The 16,414-nt window shown below is 35.7% G+C and carries 15 protein-coding genes; 8 read left to right on the top strand and 7 right to left on the bottom strand.

The features are described from left to right. Nucleotides 1-159: 159 nt before the first annotated feature. The 6 genes from ACEN25_RS10125 (at nucleotide 160) to ACEN25_RS10100 (ending at nucleotide 6,580) form a co-directional block, all read left to right on the top strand. On the top strand, nucleotides 160-1,560 hold the full coding sequence (locus ACEN25_RS10125) for an arginine decarboxylase (RefSeq protein WP_441802809.1): 1,401 nt from the start codon (nucleotides 160-162) through the stop codon (nucleotides 1,558-1,560). Further along, on the top strand, nucleotides 1,547-2,491 hold the full coding sequence (speB, locus tag ACEN25_RS10120; RefSeq protein WP_441802808.1) for an agmatinase: 945 nt from the start codon (nucleotides 1,547-1,549) through the stop codon (nucleotides 2,489-2,491). The genes ACEN25_RS10125 and speB overlap by 14 nt, the downstream gene beginning before the upstream one ends. Then, on the top strand, nucleotides 2,481-3,455 hold the full coding sequence (locus tag ACEN25_RS10115; protein WP_441802807.1) for a deoxyhypusine synthase family protein: 975 nt from the start codon (nucleotides 2,481-2,483) through the stop codon (nucleotides 3,453-3,455). Before speB ends, ACEN25_RS10115 begins: the two co-directional genes overlap by 11 nt. A 146-nt stretch (nucleotides 3,456-3,601) precedes the next feature. Further along, nucleotides 3,602-4,321 carry a glycosyltransferase gene (locus tag ACEN25_RS10110; RefSeq protein ID WP_441802806.1) on the top strand — a complete coding sequence of 240 codons (720 nt, stop codon included), beginning with the start codon at nucleotides 3,602-3,604 and terminating at the stop codon, nucleotides 4,319-4,321. Continuing rightward, the gene (locus ACEN25_RS10105) at nucleotides 4,314-4,943 is read left to right on the top strand and encodes a lipid-A-disaccharide synthase N-terminal domain-containing protein (protein ID WP_441802805.1); all 630 of its coding nucleotides are present in this window, start codon (nucleotides 4,314-4,316) and stop codon (nucleotides 4,941-4,943) included. Before ACEN25_RS10110 ends, ACEN25_RS10105 begins: the two co-directional genes overlap by 8 nt. Beyond that, on the top strand, nucleotides 4,940-6,580 hold the full coding sequence (locus ACEN25_RS10100; protein ID WP_441802804.1) for an ArnT family glycosyltransferase: 1,641 nt from the start codon (nucleotides 4,940-4,942) through the stop codon (nucleotides 6,578-6,580). The genes ACEN25_RS10105 and ACEN25_RS10100 overlap by 4 nt, the downstream gene beginning before the upstream one ends. Here ACEN25_RS10100 and ACEN25_RS10095 read toward each other — a convergent pair. The 4 genes from ACEN25_RS10095 to ACEN25_RS10080 all read right to left on the bottom strand — a co-directional run bounded on the left by ACEN25_RS10095 (nucleotide 6,577) and on the right by ACEN25_RS10080 (nucleotide 10,778). Then, complete coding sequence (locus ACEN25_RS10095) at nucleotides 6,577-7,974, bottom strand: mannosyltransferase (protein ID WP_441802803.1); 1,398 nt, start codon at nucleotides 7,972-7,974, stop codon at nucleotides 6,577-6,579. The two genes, ACEN25_RS10100 and ACEN25_RS10095, sit on opposite strands and share 4 nt — an antisense overlap. Nucleotides 7,975-8,143: 169 nt before the next feature. After that, nucleotides 8,144-9,616 carry a cellulose synthase family protein gene (locus ACEN25_RS10090; RefSeq protein WP_441802802.1) on the bottom strand — a complete coding sequence of 491 codons (1,473 nt, stop codon included), beginning with the start codon at nucleotides 9,614-9,616 and terminating at the stop codon, nucleotides 8,144-8,146. Continuing rightward, complete coding sequence (locus tag ACEN25_RS10085) at nucleotides 9,616-10,308, bottom strand: glycosyltransferase family 2 protein (protein WP_441802801.1); 693 nt, start codon at nucleotides 10,306-10,308, stop codon at nucleotides 9,616-9,618. Before ACEN25_RS10085 ends, ACEN25_RS10090 begins: the two co-directional genes overlap by 1 nt. Next, nucleotides 10,308-10,778, bottom strand: a complete 471-nt coding sequence (locus ACEN25_RS10080; protein ID WP_441802800.1) for a toxin-antitoxin system YwqK family antitoxin — start codon at nucleotides 10,776-10,778, stop codon at nucleotides 10,308-10,310. The genes ACEN25_RS10085 and ACEN25_RS10080 overlap by 1 nt, the downstream gene beginning before the upstream one ends. A gap of 152 nt (nucleotides 10,779-10,930) precedes the next feature. On the opposite strand from ACEN25_RS10080, the gene ACEN25_RS10075 reads away from it, so the two are divergent. After that, nucleotides 10,931-11,812 (top strand): hypothetical protein, encoded by an 882-nt coding sequence (locus ACEN25_RS10075; protein WP_441802799.1) that lies wholly within the window; start codon nucleotides 10,931-10,933, stop codon nucleotides 11,810-11,812. Nucleotides 11,813-11,837: 25 nt separating this feature from the next. Further along, nucleotides 11,838-12,836 (top strand): fasciclin domain-containing protein, encoded by a 999-nt coding sequence (locus tag ACEN25_RS10070; RefSeq protein WP_441802798.1) that lies wholly within the window; start codon nucleotides 11,838-11,840, stop codon nucleotides 12,834-12,836. 354 nt (nucleotides 12,837-13,190) lie between these two features. Here the strand turns inward: ACEN25_RS10070 and ACEN25_RS10065 are convergent, their stop codons facing one another. From ACEN25_RS10065 to ACEN25_RS10055, 3 genes are all read right to left on the bottom strand, one after another. Beyond that, the gene (locus ACEN25_RS10065) at nucleotides 13,191-13,352 is read right to left on the bottom strand and encodes a PLDc N-terminal domain-containing protein (RefSeq protein WP_441802991.1); all 162 of its coding nucleotides are present in this window, start codon (nucleotides 13,350-13,352) and stop codon (nucleotides 13,191-13,193) included. Between the two features lie 97 nt (nucleotides 13,353-13,449). Beyond that, the gene (locus ACEN25_RS10060; RefSeq protein ID WP_441802797.1) at nucleotides 13,450-15,039 is read right to left on the bottom strand and encodes a 4Fe-4S binding protein; all 1,590 of its coding nucleotides are present in this window, start codon (nucleotides 15,037-15,039) and stop codon (nucleotides 13,450-13,452) included. Between the two features lie 39 nt (nucleotides 15,040-15,078). Further along, the gene (locus ACEN25_RS10055) at nucleotides 15,079-16,383 is read right to left on the bottom strand and encodes an NAD(P)/FAD-dependent oxidoreductase (protein WP_441802796.1); all 1,305 of its coding nucleotides are present in this window, start codon (nucleotides 16,381-16,383) and stop codon (nucleotides 15,079-15,081) included. Nucleotides 16,384-16,414 lie beyond the last annotated feature (31 nt).

Raw genomic sequence — 16,414 nt, 5'->3', positions numbered from 1 at the left:
TTATACTAGATTAGTGCTTGTTTATTTAATTTTAAATCTAAAATTGTTGAATAGATAAAAATAAAATTGAGGTAAATATTAAGTCTTTTGCAATACCTTAAGATTTCTAAGTGTCTTATCTCAAATTCTTTTTTTACATTTCACACTTTAAATTATTTGATGAATACGAAATATATAGATCTTATAGATCAATCCTTTTATTTTCCTCAGGAAGATTTCAAGCTTGAAGAAAATCACCTGCAATTTCACGATATAGATTTGATGGCTTTAGTAGAGCAATATGGCGCTCCATTAAAATTTAGTTATCTGCCAAAAATATCTGATAATATCAATAGAGCAAAAACCTGGTTTAAAGATGCTATACAAAAGCATAATTATAAGGGTAATTACAATTACTGCTATTGTACAAAAAGTTCTCACTTTAAACATATTTTAGATGAGGCTTTAAAAAATGATATTCATATAGAAACTTCATCAGCTTTCGATATTGATATAGTAAATAAGCTTAAGGAAAACGGTAAGATTACAGACGATACGTATGTTATATGTAATGGTTTTAAAAGAGATCAATACATAGATAACATAACAAATCTGATGAATAACGGTCATAAAAACTGTGTTCCTATTATAGATAACTATGAAGAAATAAACCTGCTTTCTGAAGGCATCAAGGGAGATTTTAAAATAGGGATTCGTATTGCTTCAGAAGAAGAGCCTAAATTTGAGTTTTATACCTCTCGTTTAGGAATTGGTTATAAAAACATTGTTCCGTTTTACGAAGATCAGATCAAAAATAACGATCAGGTTGAGTTAAAGATGCTTCACTTTTTTATCAATACCGGAATACGCGATACAGCATATTACTGGAATGAGTTGAATAAGTGTTTAAAAGTATATACCCGCCTTAAAAAAATATGTCCAAGTTTAGACAGTTTAAATATAGGTGGAGGTTTTCCTATTAAAAACTCATTGGCATTTGATTACGACTATGCTTATATGGTAGATGAGATCATTAACCAGATAAAAATTACATGTGAAGAAGCAGATGTTGTAGTGCCTAATATTTTTACAGAATTCGGAAGCTTTACAGTAGGCGAAAGCGGTGGTGCTATCTATGAGGTTTTATACCAAAAACAACAGAACGACAGAGAAAAGTGGAATATGATAAACTCATCTTTTATCACCACACTGCCAGACACTTGGGCAATTAGCAAGCGTTTTATTTTGCTGCCATTAAATAGATGGGAAGAAGAATATGAGCGCGTTTTGTTAGGAGGGCTTACATGCGATAGTGACGATTATTATAATAGTGAGCAGCATAGCAATGCTATTTACTTACCTAAGTACAAGAAAGATAAACCATTATATATAGGCTTTTTTAATACAGGAGCCTACCAGGAATCAATAGGAGGATACGGCGGTCTGCAGCATTGTTTAATTCCGCAGCCAAAACATATTCTTATTGATCGAGATGAAAATGGTAACTTAACAACCCGTATATTTAACGAACAACAAAAAGCAGAACAATTGCTCAAGATTTTAGGTTATGAATACAACTAAAAATTATGCCGGCATCCCTGATGAATTTGCCAAACTTGAAACTTCAAAAATAGTACTCATTCCCGTACCTTATGATGGTACGAGTACCTGGGGCAAAGGAGCAGATAAAGGGCCTCAAGCCTTTTTAGAAGCCTCTGAAAATATGGAGACTTACGATATTGAAACCGATACAGAGGTGTATCAGCAAGGTATTTATTTAGCTCCGGCAATTACAGAGAACAGTTCTCCAGAAGCACTTGTGGCTCAAGTGCATAAAGTGACTAAAGATTTTATAAAGCGCAACAAATTTGTAACCCTTTTTGGTGGAGAACATTCTGTTTCAATAGGGGCTATACGCGCTTTTAATGAGCTTTTTGATAACCTTACCGTTATTCAAATAGATGCGCACGCAGATCTGAGACAAGAGTATATGGGTAGTACCTGTAATCATGCTTGTGCTATGTATGAAGCAAGCCAGACTACAAACCTTATTCAAGTAGGAATACGTAGTATGGACGTTCTGGAGAAAACCGTAATGGATGAGGATAAAACCTTCTTCGCTCACGAGATGGTGCAGGATGAGTACTGGGTTGATAATGTTATAGACCTGTGTACAGAAAATGTTTTTATCACTTTTGATCTAGATGGTTTAGATCCTTCAATTATGCCTTCTACAGGCACACCAGAACCGGGAGGTTTATTTTGGTACGAAACAATGGATTTCTTGAAGCGTGTTTTTGCTGAGAAAAACGTGGTTGGGTTTGATCTTATGGAACTTTGCCCAAATCCTAATGATAATTCTTCAGACTTTTTAGCAGCAAAATTGTATTACAAAATGCTAAGCTACAAATTTGAAGGACAGGATGTAGAGGAGAATTATGATAATAGTTATGTTGCTAAACCTAGTAAGGGTAATGTAAATAAATTTGATTTAAATGACGATGAAGACTAAGGGAGCAATCTCTCAATTTATAGAAAAATATTACTTGCATTTTAATTCTGCTTCTGTAGTAGATGCTGCTAAAGCATATGAAGAGCAATTAAACAATGGTGCAAAAATGCTCGTTTCTCTTGCGGGAGCAATGAGTACTGCAGAAATTGGTAAAATATTTGCCGAGATGATTCGCCAGGATAAAGTTCAGATTATATCGTGTACAGGTGCAAACCTTGAAGAGGATATTATGAACCTGGTTGCTCATTCTCATTATAAGCGTGTTCCTAATTACCGCGATTTGACCGCTCAGGACGAGTGGGATTTATTAGAAAAAGGCCTAAACCGTGTTACAGATACGTGTATTCCCGAAGAAGAAGCTTTTAGAAGATTACAAAAGCACATTCATAAAATTTGGAAAGATGCAGATGATGCAGGTGAGCGCTATTTGCCGCATGAGTATATGTATAAAATGCTTTTGAGTGGTGTGCTTGAAGAGTACTATGAGATAGATCTTAAAGATTCCTGGATGTACGCAGCTGCAGAAAAGAATCTTCCTATTATCTGCCCGGGTTGGGAAGATAGTACGATGGGTAACATATTTGCATCTTACGTTCTTAAAGGAGAGCTTAAAGCTTCAACTATGAAGTCTGGAATCGAGTATATGACTTTCCTTGCAGACTGGTACACAAACAACAGCGAGAAGGGTATAGGTTTCTTTCAAATAGGTGGTGGTATAGCCGGGGATTTCCCAATCTGTGTGGTTCCTATGTTATATCAGGATATGGAGCGTGAGGATACCCCGTTCTGGAGTTACTTCTGTCAGATTTCAGATTCTACGACCAGTTACGGATCGTACTCAGGAGCTGTACCTAATGAGAAAATTACGTGGGGTAAACTTGATATTAATACACCAAAGTTTATAATTGAAAGCGATGCGACAATTGTGGCTCCGCTTATTTTTGCATACTTGCTAGATATGTAAGCTTAGCGTTTAAAAATATTTGAAACCTCATAAGTCTAGTATTTATGAGGTTTTTTAGTTTTAAAAATTTTGGTTTTTAACAAAAATCAGTATTCTTTAGATTTGCTTTAGAAGTATTGCTTATTTTCGCAAACTCATTTATTAGTATGTCTTATACATTAACCGTAGTGGTTCCTGTTTATAATGAAGAAGATAACTTACTTCGTGTAGAACAGGTATTTAAGGATTATTTTAAAATTGCAGCAGTACCTACCCAGGTACTTTTTGTTAATGATGGTTCTAAAGATAATAGCCAGCAACTTATAGAGCAAATTTGTAATAGAAGTAAAAGTTTTAAATATATTTCATTTGCTCAAAATTGTGGTTTGAGTGCAGCTATTAAAGCGGGGTTTGATTATACTACCACACCACTTGTAGGATATATTGATAGCGATTTACAGACGACGCCAGAAGATTTTAATACGTTAATCCCTTTTATAGGTGAATACGATCTAGTGACCGGGCATCGTGCAGATCGCAAAGATTCTTTTGTTAAGAATATCTCGAGTACAATTGCAAATAAAATACGTAGAGCATTTACACACGATGGGATGGACGATACTGGTTGCCCATTAAAAATAATTAAAACTGAATACGCACAGCGCATTCCTATGTTTAGAGGACTTCATCGATTTCTACCTGCTATGATAATGCTTCAAAACGGTAAAACGATACAGGTACCTATACGACATTTTCCACGAGTTGCCGGTACCGCAAATTTTGGAGTTTGGAATAGACTTTTAGGACCATTAATGGATTGTTTTGCTTATTTATGGATGAAGAAAAAGTATATCAATTATACAGTAGCTAAAAAATCATATGAGTAGTCCCTACTGGATTTATAGCATTGGTTTTTTTGCACAACTTATGTTTTCGGGTAGATTGGTTATTCAATGGTTTTTATCTGAAAAACAAAAGCGTGTATTAACACCATCTACATTCTGGTGGTTGAGTCTGGGTGCTTCTTTTTTACTTTTTGTTTATGGTTATTTGCGTGATGATTTTGCAATAATGCTAGGCCAGACACTTACTTATTTTATTTATATACGGAATCTACAACTGCAAGGACAGTGGCTAAAGTCACCAAAAGCTATACGGTTTTTCTTACTCGTTTTTCCTCTTATAATTGTGATTTACGGGTATAATAACGGGCATTACGATTTAGATAAACTCTTTAAAAATGATGATATACCTTTGTGGTTATTATTACTAGGGAGTGTCGCACAACTCATTTTTACACTGCGATTTATCTACCAATGGATTTATTCTGAACGAAAGAAAAAATCAACCTTACCTTTAGGTTTCTGGCTACTTAGTCTCATAGGTGGAATACTTATTTTAATCTATGCCTGGTTTAGAAGAGATCCGGTTTTACTGGTGGGGCATGTGATGGGCGTTTTTATATATTTCAGAAATATGCGTCTCGCAATAGGAATTGATAAAGAATGAAAATTCATCAACGATATTACCCCTTTATATTAATAGCAGTCTGTCTGTTTTTGTTTTACCCGCATCTCGATGTGTTGTATGCTAATATTATGGAAGCCCGTAATTTTAATACGGCCCGTGAAATGTTGCATTACAATAATTGGGTATTTACAACGATGAATGGTGAAGCTCGTTATGAAAAACCACCTTTGCCTACGTGGCTAAGTGCATTTTCTGCGGCAATTTTTGGGATAACAAAATTATGGGCATTGCGACTGCCCTCTGCAATTATCACAACCTTAATGGTACTTTTTAGTTACGTATTTTCTAAGAAGCGCTTAAAGCTAGTACCTAAACAAGCATTCTACGCATCTTTAATTTTAGCAACTTCATTTTATGTGTTATTTGCAGGGCGCAACGGCACCTGGGATATTTTTGCACATTCCTTTATGCTGGCAGGTATTTATTTCCTTTTTCAGTTTTTTGCAGATACGCAGCGGCTATATAAAAATGCTGTTCTGGCAGGATTATTTATTGGCTTATCTTTTATGAGTAAAGGGCCTGTAAGTCACTTTGCATTGTTATTACCCTTTTTAATTGCATACATCTGGGTTTATAAAATTAGGTCTTATAAAAATCGAATTGTGCCTTTTAGTTTGTTAGTAGGTGTTGCCCTGACATTGAGTTCGTGGTGGGCACTTACTATTTATTTTGGAGATGCAGATACAGCAGCTATTATAGCAGATAAGGAAGCTGCTGCCTGGGCAAATCACAATACACGTTCGTTTTTTTACTATTGGAGTTTTTTTACGCAAAGCGGAATTTGGACAATCCCTGCATTTATCAGTTTACTTTATCCGTATTTAAAAACGCGGGTGTCAGATTTAAAAACGTATCGCTTCACGTTAATTTGGACACTTGCAGCGGTGATTTTACTTTCGGTAATACCAGAAAAGAAATCGAGATATTTACTACCTGTTTTAATTCCACTTGCATTAAATACCAGTTATTATATAGAATATCTGGTTAGAAAATTTAGGGAGTTACGCGATAATCGAGAGACCTATCCGGTATATTTTAATTTTGGAGTTGTAGCATTTGTGGCCATACTTGCCGGTCCTATAGTCCTGTATTTTTTTGCAGATACTTTCACGGGTTCTATGTGGATCTGGTTTGCCTTCCTTCAAATTTCAATACTAATTACCGCGTTCTTCATCTTCCGCAGTTTACGATCTAAAAATATTGAAAATGCATTTTACGGAGTAGTAATCTTTTCCTGTGCACTTCTTACTTTTGGTTTTCCGTTAGTAAAGGCTACGTATACTAATGAAGATTATGCAATGCTTGCGCCAAAAATAGAAGCCCTTAAAGCTGATGGCAAACCGGTATTTTTATTTGAAAATGGGTCTCCAGAACTCATTTGGGATTTAGGACAGCGGTTACCTGTAATTAAGACCTCAGGAAGCCTTGTCTTGCCTGATGCATCTGCATTCTACGTAATTATAGAAAAAGGGCAGGAGCAGCTTGTAAAAGGTGAATTGAAGGGTTTTAATTTGACTTTAGACCAGTGTTTTGATGGAAATATTACTTCAAAAAAAGATCGTAATTACAAAACACGCAGAATAGGTTGTGTTTATTTAGTTTCAGCTAAGTTTTAAATATTACTAGATTTTTTAAAAAACAACTCCCAAACAAAATACCCACTTAGGATACTATATTCTAATGCAATAAGCCATAGATTTTCTGACACAGAATCTATATGATATGCCGAATAGCTTAGCATTACAAGACCACTCCAGACGATAGCGTATTTGTATTTTGTAAAAACAGAAATCAATAAAGGTGTTGCTATATACCACGGATGTATAGTGGTAGATAGTAAAAAGTAAATGCTAATCCCAAAAAGTAGGGCTGGCAATAGCCGTATCGTTGTGTTGTTTTTTCTAATAAAAGTAAGCAGCAGTAAACCAGCTATCACATACTTAGGGAGTTCTTGTCCCGCTGTTGCTATAATATTAAATCCTTTTGTCTGAAAGCCTATATATCGTATGATGTAATACACACTTGCATTGAACTCAAATTTCTCAAACCAAAGTGCGATGGTACTTGTACAGTGATTGATTAAATCTGGAGTGATAAAAGGAACAAAAGAACCTACAAAAACAAGAATAGCAAGTGCATAAAATGCTGAAAGTCTACTTATTGACGGAAACGGTTTTCTAATAAGATGATTCAGATTTGCGGGTATTTGAGTCAAGCCGGGTGTTTGACTTATGACTAGCTGGTAAAATAACGGAAGCAGTAGTAAAGGAACCAACTTTACAGAAATTGAAAGCCCCAGAACAACAGCAGACCACACCCATTTTTCACGATGTAATAGGTATAGAGCTGCTAAAAAAAAGAAAAGCATGACGCCTTCAAAATGAAGGTTTCCGGTGAGTTCAATAACAATAAACGGATTTAAGAAATACCAAAAAATCTGATGTTGTGGGAGGTTTAAACTTTCTAAAAGTTTACGACCTATAAGGAGAATTCCTAAATCTGCAGTTATAATACATAGTCTTAAAACTACTACTCCTCCAAAAATAGAATTTCCACTAAGTATTCCTGAAAGCCAAAAAAAGAATTGATTTACCGGTGGGTAGTTTGAATAGTGCCGGGCACTTAGACTTCCCATTCCTTTTAGGAGTTCATTGGCCTGTTCAATAGGGAGTGTTCCGGACTGCATCCATTGATCTGGTGTAAAGAGATAAGGGTTTAAGCCCTGAGCAGTTAATCTACCATCCCATAAAAATCTAAAATAATCCTGAGATAGATTAGGCAAGGCAACTATAAAAATAAGCCGTACCAATATCCCGAGTAGAAGAAGTGTTTTAAAATTAAATTTTAAGAACGGAATAAGTTTAAAACTTAAAAAGAAAAGAGCTGCGTAAAGACTTATAAGTTTTGTAAAATCATGGCGCTCAAGATCGTATGCAAATGCCCAGTATAGTGCTAATAGACTGATCATTATCAAAACTGAAATCTTATAATCTTTGAGGATTTGAAGCATAATTAGTTTAAAATCAAAACTTAAACTTAAGATTATTACCTGAGGCGCGCTTTTATTTTTTTTTTTGCACTAGCGATTGAAGCGGCATCCTTTGTGACTCTTTAGGTCGCAAAGATATAGCGGAAAGCGCGATGATGCCGTCTTTTTTACAAGGCAGCAAGTGCCCTAACTAAATTCTAGAAAAAATAGATTTAAATGCTACAAAGCCAAAACCGCAAAACAACATAATGTGAAAGGTAATAAGCCCATAATCTCCCATGTAGAATGCGCTGGCGATTGCAAAGCCGAAGTATAGAAATAATAGACTCTCTAAAACCGTATTTACCGAAAAGCTTTTCTTTAGGTAGATGTTGGATTTCCAGCTGTCGCTAAGTGCGTTAATATTAAATTTTGGAGTGCGTATAAATTCTGATTTTTTACCAAAATGACCTTCTAAAACAGCCAGTGAATTGTGAACACTAAAACCCATGGCTATAGAAAAAAACGCAATAAACATCGCGATATACTTAACGAAATTCTTGAATCCGCCGCCGTGTATGCGTTTGTAAGTAACCCAATAGCAGATGAAAAAAATTATGGTGCTTACCGCAAAAAATGCAGTGATTCTAAAAATAGAACTAAATGCGGGATTACTATTTTTAATATATAATACGGGGACACTTAAAATAGCAACAAGTAATACGAGTAAAAACATACTACTGTTTAATAAGTGAAAAAAGCTATGAAATTTGGTTTTGAAAGACACTGTAGGGTCTTTTAATAAGCGGCCGTAGAGCTTTTGAAAGTTTTCTGCCGCTCCTTTATTCCAGCGAAATTGTTGCGACCTGGCTGCGCTAATCGCGATAGGAAGTTCTGCAGGAGTTTCTACTTCTTCTAGATATTTAAAATCCCATTTATTGAGCTGGGCACGGTAACTTAGATCAAGATCTTCGGTTAGCGTATCGCCCTGCCAGTTACCGGCATCAAGTATACATTCTTTACGCCAAATACCTGCTGTACCGTTAAAATTTATAAAGTGATGCCCAAAATTTCTACCTACTTGCTCTAACACAAAGTGAAAATCGAGTGCAAAGGCCTGTATTTTTGTAAGTATTGAATAGTCGCGATTGAGATGGGCCCAGCGGGTTTGCACTACACCTATTTTTGAATCTTTAAAATAAGGAACCGTTTTTTGTAACCAGTCTGGGTTAGGTACAAAATCTGAATCAAAAATTGCGATATAATCACCTTTAGCAATAGCTAAACCTTCTTTTAAAGCGCCAGCTTTAAAACCTGTACGGTTAGTGCGGGTAATGTGATGTATAGGTAAACCCTTTGCTTTTAAATCATCAATTAAAATTCGAGTTGCAGCAAGGCTTTCATCGGTAGAGTCATCGAGAACCTGTATTTCTAGCTTGTCTTTAGGATAATCAATTTTTGCGATATTCACCAGTAGCCGCTCTACAACATACAGTTCGTTATAAAGTGGTAATTGTATGGTGACAAATGGGGTTTCTATAGGATTAGATAAATCAAACACTGGAGAATTATCTATTTTTTTCTTCGCTTTAAAGTAATTGAATAGCAGATTTAATTGAGCTAAACTGTAGAGAAAAATCACAGTTAGAGATAGGGTATAAAGTATGATTATAATTGTCTGCATTACTTGAAACTGTACTTAAAAATCCAACCGAGAATTTTAATTCCCGCAAATATAGCACCTTTGACGGTACCTGAAACTTTTGAAACGCCGATACGATTTCGGTACTTCATAGGTACTTCTGTGTACGTGAGTTGTTGTCTTAGCGCTTTTAACTGCATCTCTACAGTCCATCCGTACGTTTTATCCTGCATATTGAGGGCTAATAGTTTCTCATATTTAATCGCTCTAAAAGGACCAAGATCTGTAAATCGTGATCCAAAAAACCACCGCATTAAGGTTGTAGCCAATTTATTTCCAAAACGCTGCGGAAACGTCATACTTCCCGGTTCGCGTAATGATTTAACCCGTGCACCTATCACAAAGTCTATATTGTCTTCTAGTATAGGTTTAACCAGTTGTGTTAGTTGTTGTGGATAATCGCTGTAATCGCCATCTAAAAACACTACAATGTCTGGCTTTTCTTCTTGTGCAGCGATGTAACTCATTCCTTTTAAACAGGCATTGCCATATCCGGGTGTGGGTTCTGTAAGTGAGGTAGCTCCTGCTTCAACAGATTTTGCCGCCGTAGCGTCTGTAGAGTTGTTACTCACCACAATAATCTCATTTACAAAATGAGGAATATCTCTTACAACAAGACCTATTGACTGCTCTTCGTTGTATGCAGGGATGATTACCTTAATGATTTGATGCATTAGAAACGGGCGTTAGGATTATCTTTTTTGAATTTGGAGATGCTGGTCCAGGCGCCAGTTAACACATCATTATTATAGCGTTGCGCTTTAAATAGACGACCATTCTTATATAATAGACTGTACCCTTCTTTAACGTCGTTAACAAATTTTACTTTTTCTACCACATCGTTTTCTTTTTGAACCACCCACCAGTCCACACGTTTTCCATTTTTATAATGACCTTGACTTTCTAGTTTATTATTTATAGTATAATAAAACCAGTACCCATCTTTTTTATTAGTCTCGTAAGATCCTTTTCCTTTCACATTTCCATTTTCAAAATAGTAATACCAGTAATCAGTTTTTTGTGAATTAAGCATCCATCCTTCAGATTTAAGATTACCATTTTCAAAATACTCTTTATAATATCTTTTTTCTGATTGATTACCAGTAATTAAAAATAAAATGAAAAAATATTTATAAAAAAACATGATTTTGATTTTAAGGGACAGATGAAAACAGTTGCTTAATTAAGTCCTGATGTATACGAGAAAACTGGTCTTTAGGTTTTTAACATAACATTAAGAAAACCATTCTCAAAACTTATGCGTATCTCTTCTTGTAAACTATAAAACAAAGAATCATGAATTTAAACTTACGCTTAATTACGGGAACGCTTTTGATGCTTCCTGTTCTAATGATAGCTCAAAGCCCGGTTAGCGGCTTTATGAAAGCTAAAGGTGAAGGTAGCTTAACACTATCTTTTTCTTCTGAAGAATACGACGAAGTATTTTTTATACCTCAAAAGGTTAAAGGTGTACCGGTATTTAATGAAGTACAAACAACAAGTTATTCAATTTACGGTGAATACGGGATTTCAGACGATCTTGATGTAATTATTAATTTACCATACATTAGATCTGAAGGAGAAGCAACAGCTGAGACATTAGCTAACAACGGTCTTTCTAACGAGGTTAAAGGTTTTCAGGATTTAAGTGTATATGGTAAATATAGATTTACTTCTCTAAAGACTCCTAAAGGATCTATTGATTTAATCGCAGCAGCTGGTGTAGAACTTCCTGTGGGTGACTATAGTGCAGATCCGGGTTTTCAATCTATTATAGCTATAGGTAACCGTTCTACAGATATCACCGGTCTTGCAATTGCATCTTACAAAAATGATTCAGGCTTTTTTGCAACCGGTCAAATGGGATACAGCTTGCGTAGTAACGACGTTCCTAATGCTTTATTAAGCGAATTCAAATTAGGGTATGCACAGGAGTTATTTTATTTAGATGCTTATGTAGCAAACCAATTATCTGATAAAGATGGGGTAGATATTTTTGGCGAAGGCTTTACAGGTTTTTTTCCTGCAACCCGCGTTAACTACACGCGTTTAGGTTTTACTGCTTATGTGCCACTTTACAGAGGAATAGGTGTGTCTGGTGGGTATAGCACTTACTTAAATGGTCGTAACCTGGGAGACTCAGACGGTTATAACTGGGGACTTACTTACTCATTTTAATCATTAATTATTTACAAAAAATATCATGAAAAACTTATATAAATATACTGGTATTGCAATTGCACTTTTAAGCGTTGTACTTACCACATCTTGCGAAAGCGAATCTGCTTACGAAGATCAATTAACTTCTATAGCTGGTATTGCAGTTGCAAACCCGGCCTTTAGTACACTAGAATCTGCTGCAATTAATGCAAATCTGGTAGGTGTTTTAAGTAACGCTAATCCCGGAGATCCTTCTGGAGATTATACTGTTTTTGCTCCTACAAATGATGCATTTGCGCGTTTAGGATTAAATGAAGCAACATTAGGGGCGTTAACTACTCCTTTTTTAACAAATACACTTTTGTATCACGTATCTAACGGAAATCTTTTAGGTGGTGCTATTCAAGGAGGTGGTACTTCAGCATCTGCATTAACACTTACAAGAAGATTTGTACAACGTGATGGAGATTTGTACATCAACGGATCTAAAATTCTAGCTACAGATGTGCGTGCTCAAAATGGTACTGTACATGTTATTGATAAAGTAATGATTGCTACTGGTGGTAATGTAGTAGAATCTGCTGTCGCTTTACAAAGCGCTCAGGTTTTTAAAACACCTGAGTTAAGTTATTTAGTTGAGGCTGTATTGTACGCAGAACTTGCTACGGCTTTAAGTAATCCTGATGCTAACTTCACTGTTTTTGCACCTAACGATCAAGCATTTATAAATTTAGGTGCTGCTTTAGGCTTAAGTTTTACACAGCCTTCAGATGTTAGACAATTAGATAAAGATTTAGTAACTGCTGTTTTATTAAACCACGTGTTTGCTGATGTTTCTGCAGATAAGTTTACTTCAGAATTAAGTGCAGGTTCTTACGATGCTTTAGGTTCTGATACTATTACACTAGGAGCTTTTAATAACGGGACACTTACAGTAAGTGGTTCTGGTAATGCAACTCCTGCGAATATGGTTATTCCAGATGTGCAAACGACTAACGGTATTGTACACGTAATTGATCAGGTTTTATTACCAGTTTTATAAAAATAGATTGTTTGTTTGTTGATTTTTAATAAAGGCGGAAATTGATATTTCCGCCTTTATTTTTTACTGAAATTCTAAAACTAGTTTGTTTAGATTAATTTTTATTTACTAAAACTGAAAACCGTACACAATGATTTTTCGTAAATAAATTGAAGAGACTTTAAAGCAACTATTCTTATAGAATATAGCCAAAAGGTAACATATATACAAACGAGAATGTAGCTATAGTTATCTAAAACATAAGAATATAAGGACATCTTAATTGATGGTTTTAAGAAGGTAGTTTGTTTGTTAGATGATTTGTTAGTAAGGCAAGGGTGGAGATCCTTGCCTTTTTTTGGTTCAATACATATCTTATAGAACACGTTGTTTTTTACCTGGTGTAAAATAAAGAATCGAACCCAAGAGGTTGAAGAATATCACAATTAATACCCACACAATTTTATTATTACCTTTAAAATCGTTCTTAACGATATCCACTAATGCTACAATAGGCAGAATGACGCCCAGACCCATAAAAATAAGTATAAGTAAAATTTGCCAGGGACCTACCATTTCTAATAACATAACATATTCATTTAGTGAATTTTAAAAATACAAAATTGATTCTAAATTAGTTTTGATTAAGGTAATCCATCAAGTTAACATCGTTTCCTAATAATACTTCGCGGCTGTTAATTCGATTATCTGTAGCAGCATTCTCTAATTTTAAAACCCCACGAGGGCAAACAGCAGAACAGATGCCACATCCCACACAACTTGCGCGTACAATATTTTCTCCTTTCTGAGCATAAGCACGTACATCAATACCCATCTCGCAATAGGTAGAACAGTTGCCACAAGAAATACATTGACCACCATTTGTGGTAATTCTAAATTTAGAAAAAAGACGTTGTTGCAATCCTAAAATAGCAGCCATAGGGCAACCAAAGCGACACCAAACCCGGTTCCCAAATATAGGGTAGAAGCCGGTTCCTATTACTCCGCTAAAAATTGAACCTATTAAAAAGCCGTAAGAAGTACGTAACGTTTCCGCAGGAATAAAAAATAAGGTGTTCCCGGTAGCATAGTGCATACCTATTAATGAAAGTACAATTACTAAATACCCTATTGCACCATAACGTGCATCCTGTTTTAATTCTTCTTTCTTAAATAGCCAAATGAGACCAAATAATGCTGTGAGGAAAACAGCTACACCTATTAGAAATACATCTTTAGTAAGCCAATATTTATCAGGGTCGTAACCTAAATAGGTTGCAATTACCGCAGTTGTCATCACCACTACAAAAACCAGCACACTGTGTACTACCCAACGCTCTATTTTCCAGGCAGATTCACTTTTATCACTTAATTGTCTAAACGAATCACCGGCAGTTTCGGCAAGTCCTCCACAACCACATACCCACGAGCAGTACCAGCGTTTCCCATATTTATAGGTTAGAATAGGGGTGATGATAAAAATTGATGCGATACCAAAAATTAATAACGCCAGGCCTATATCACCTGCAGAGATAAAATCATCTATTCGGTATTGTTCAAAATTGTAATAGTTAAGTGGCCATATATTTTTTAAATCGTAGTAAGGCAGGCTAAATTCTTCAGAGTTTAAACGTGCCATAAACTCCGGAATTAAAAATGCAAATGCCGTTTGAAAAAACATTACGCTAAGCGTGCGCAAACGTTCATATTTATTGTGGCGGTATTTCCAGATAAATTTTATACCAAAAGCCAGTATTGCAATAGTATATAAAGTGCCATAAACAAACCATTGGCTCGCAGGGCCGCCATTCAGTAAATTGCTTAAAGGGTCAAAAAGGGCTATTAAACCCGTATTTGCACCGTCGGCACTAAGGCCTAACAAATCTGCTTTAAAATATAAGATAATATAAAAACCGGTAAGAGCGAGGCCGGCAATCCAGGCCAGAAGACCGCGACTGGATATAGATTTAAACCAAACCGCATCATTTTTTATGCCTTCCTGTTTGTCTGCATATTCACCGTAAGCGAAAAGAACTATACCAATAAAAAGACCTCCTAAAGAAAGACTAAGCCAAAGAGCTTTATTAGGAAGATTTACATTAAATATAGCCAGAAGTAAAATTAAAAGTCCGGCGACTCCTAGTGCAGTTCCTAACTTTTGAATGGTATTTATAGAAACCGGGGGTTGCCCGGTAAGTGACATGTCGCGTTGTACGGTACTCATATTTTTATAGGTATTGGTAGGGTAGTTTTTAATGATAAGTTACACTTCAGCTTTAGAACTCAAAGTATAGGTTTCTTTAATTGTCTTCTCGTGTTTTTTGTAAAACTCAGGATCAAAGTTTGCTAACGGCAGGTTTTCAATTACATAATCTATACTGCGTTGTTCATTCAACCAGCAGTCAAAAACCTCGTGTTTCATTCGAATACCAAAGGAATTAATACCTAAGAATTCTTTGTTTTCTTTATGGTATGCTATAGTAATGCATATTTTATCATTGTCGTGTTTCCAATGAAAATGTTCCTCGTATTCTTTTTTATTTTTAGTACTAAAAACCCAACCATAGGTCTGGTATTCAATATCAAAAAATTTAGCGCTGTTAAACCAGTTTCCGGGTTTGTATTCAAAAGGAGTTCCGCAGATAGTTTGAGCAACAGTCTCACCCATCATTCTGCCGGTATACCATACCGCTTCAATAGGTTTACGCAAGCCTATGGCTTCCCGTTGCTGGGCGCAATCACCTATGGCGTATACATTTTTAATATTTGTTTCTAAGAAACGGTTTACCAGAATACCTTTATCTGTTTCAATACCAGAATCGCTAAGAAAATCGATTTTAGGTTTAACTCCGGTAGTTATACCTACAAGATTACAGGGTATTTCCTCACCTTTTTTTGTGAGTACGCCACGTACATTACCCTTGCCATCATCAAGTATTTTATCGAGTTCTTCTTCGTGTCTTAGGGTTATTCCGTGAGAGATTATGTGTCTTGAAATCATATTAGCTTCTCCATCTGGTAAAACTCCAGACCAGAATGCGTGTTCACGAACTAAGATCGTAACATCAATTTTGCGAGTATGTAACATTTCTGCCATTTCTACTCCTATAAGACCACCACCTACAATTACGGCTTTAGGGCAAATTTGATTATTTGGGGCTGTTTTTTCGAGCTGCTCGAGATCCTGCTTTGAAACAAGTCCTTGCACACCGTTAAGATCCTGACCTTCCCAGCCATATTTAGCAGGGATAGAACCTGTGGCTAAGATAAGTTTGTCGTAGGTTAATTTTTCGCCACCGGCTAAAATTAAGGTTTGATTAGTGGCATCAACTTTTTCAACATAGGCGTTTTTCAAATGGATACGATTTTTAACCCAAAATTTATCTTCATAGGGTTTTAAATCTTTAAAGCGCATATGACCCATATAGACATACATAAGAGCAGTACGTGAAAAAAAATGATCACTTTCTGCAGAGATAATTGTTATTTTTTTATCAGAATTTTTTCGCAGATGTCTGGCAGCTGTAACCCCGGCAATGCCATTACCTACAATAACTATATGCTCCATAAACAGCGGTATATCGTATGTGTTTGTATTT

This window comes from Leeuwenhoekiella sp. W20_SRS_FM14 (genome assembly GCF_052119605.1).
In the GTDB taxonomy this organism is placed as follows: Bacteria; Bacteroidota; Bacteroidia; order Flavobacteriales; family Flavobacteriaceae; genus Leeuwenhoekiella.
This window is presented reverse-complemented; position numbering and strand designations above follow the sequence as displayed.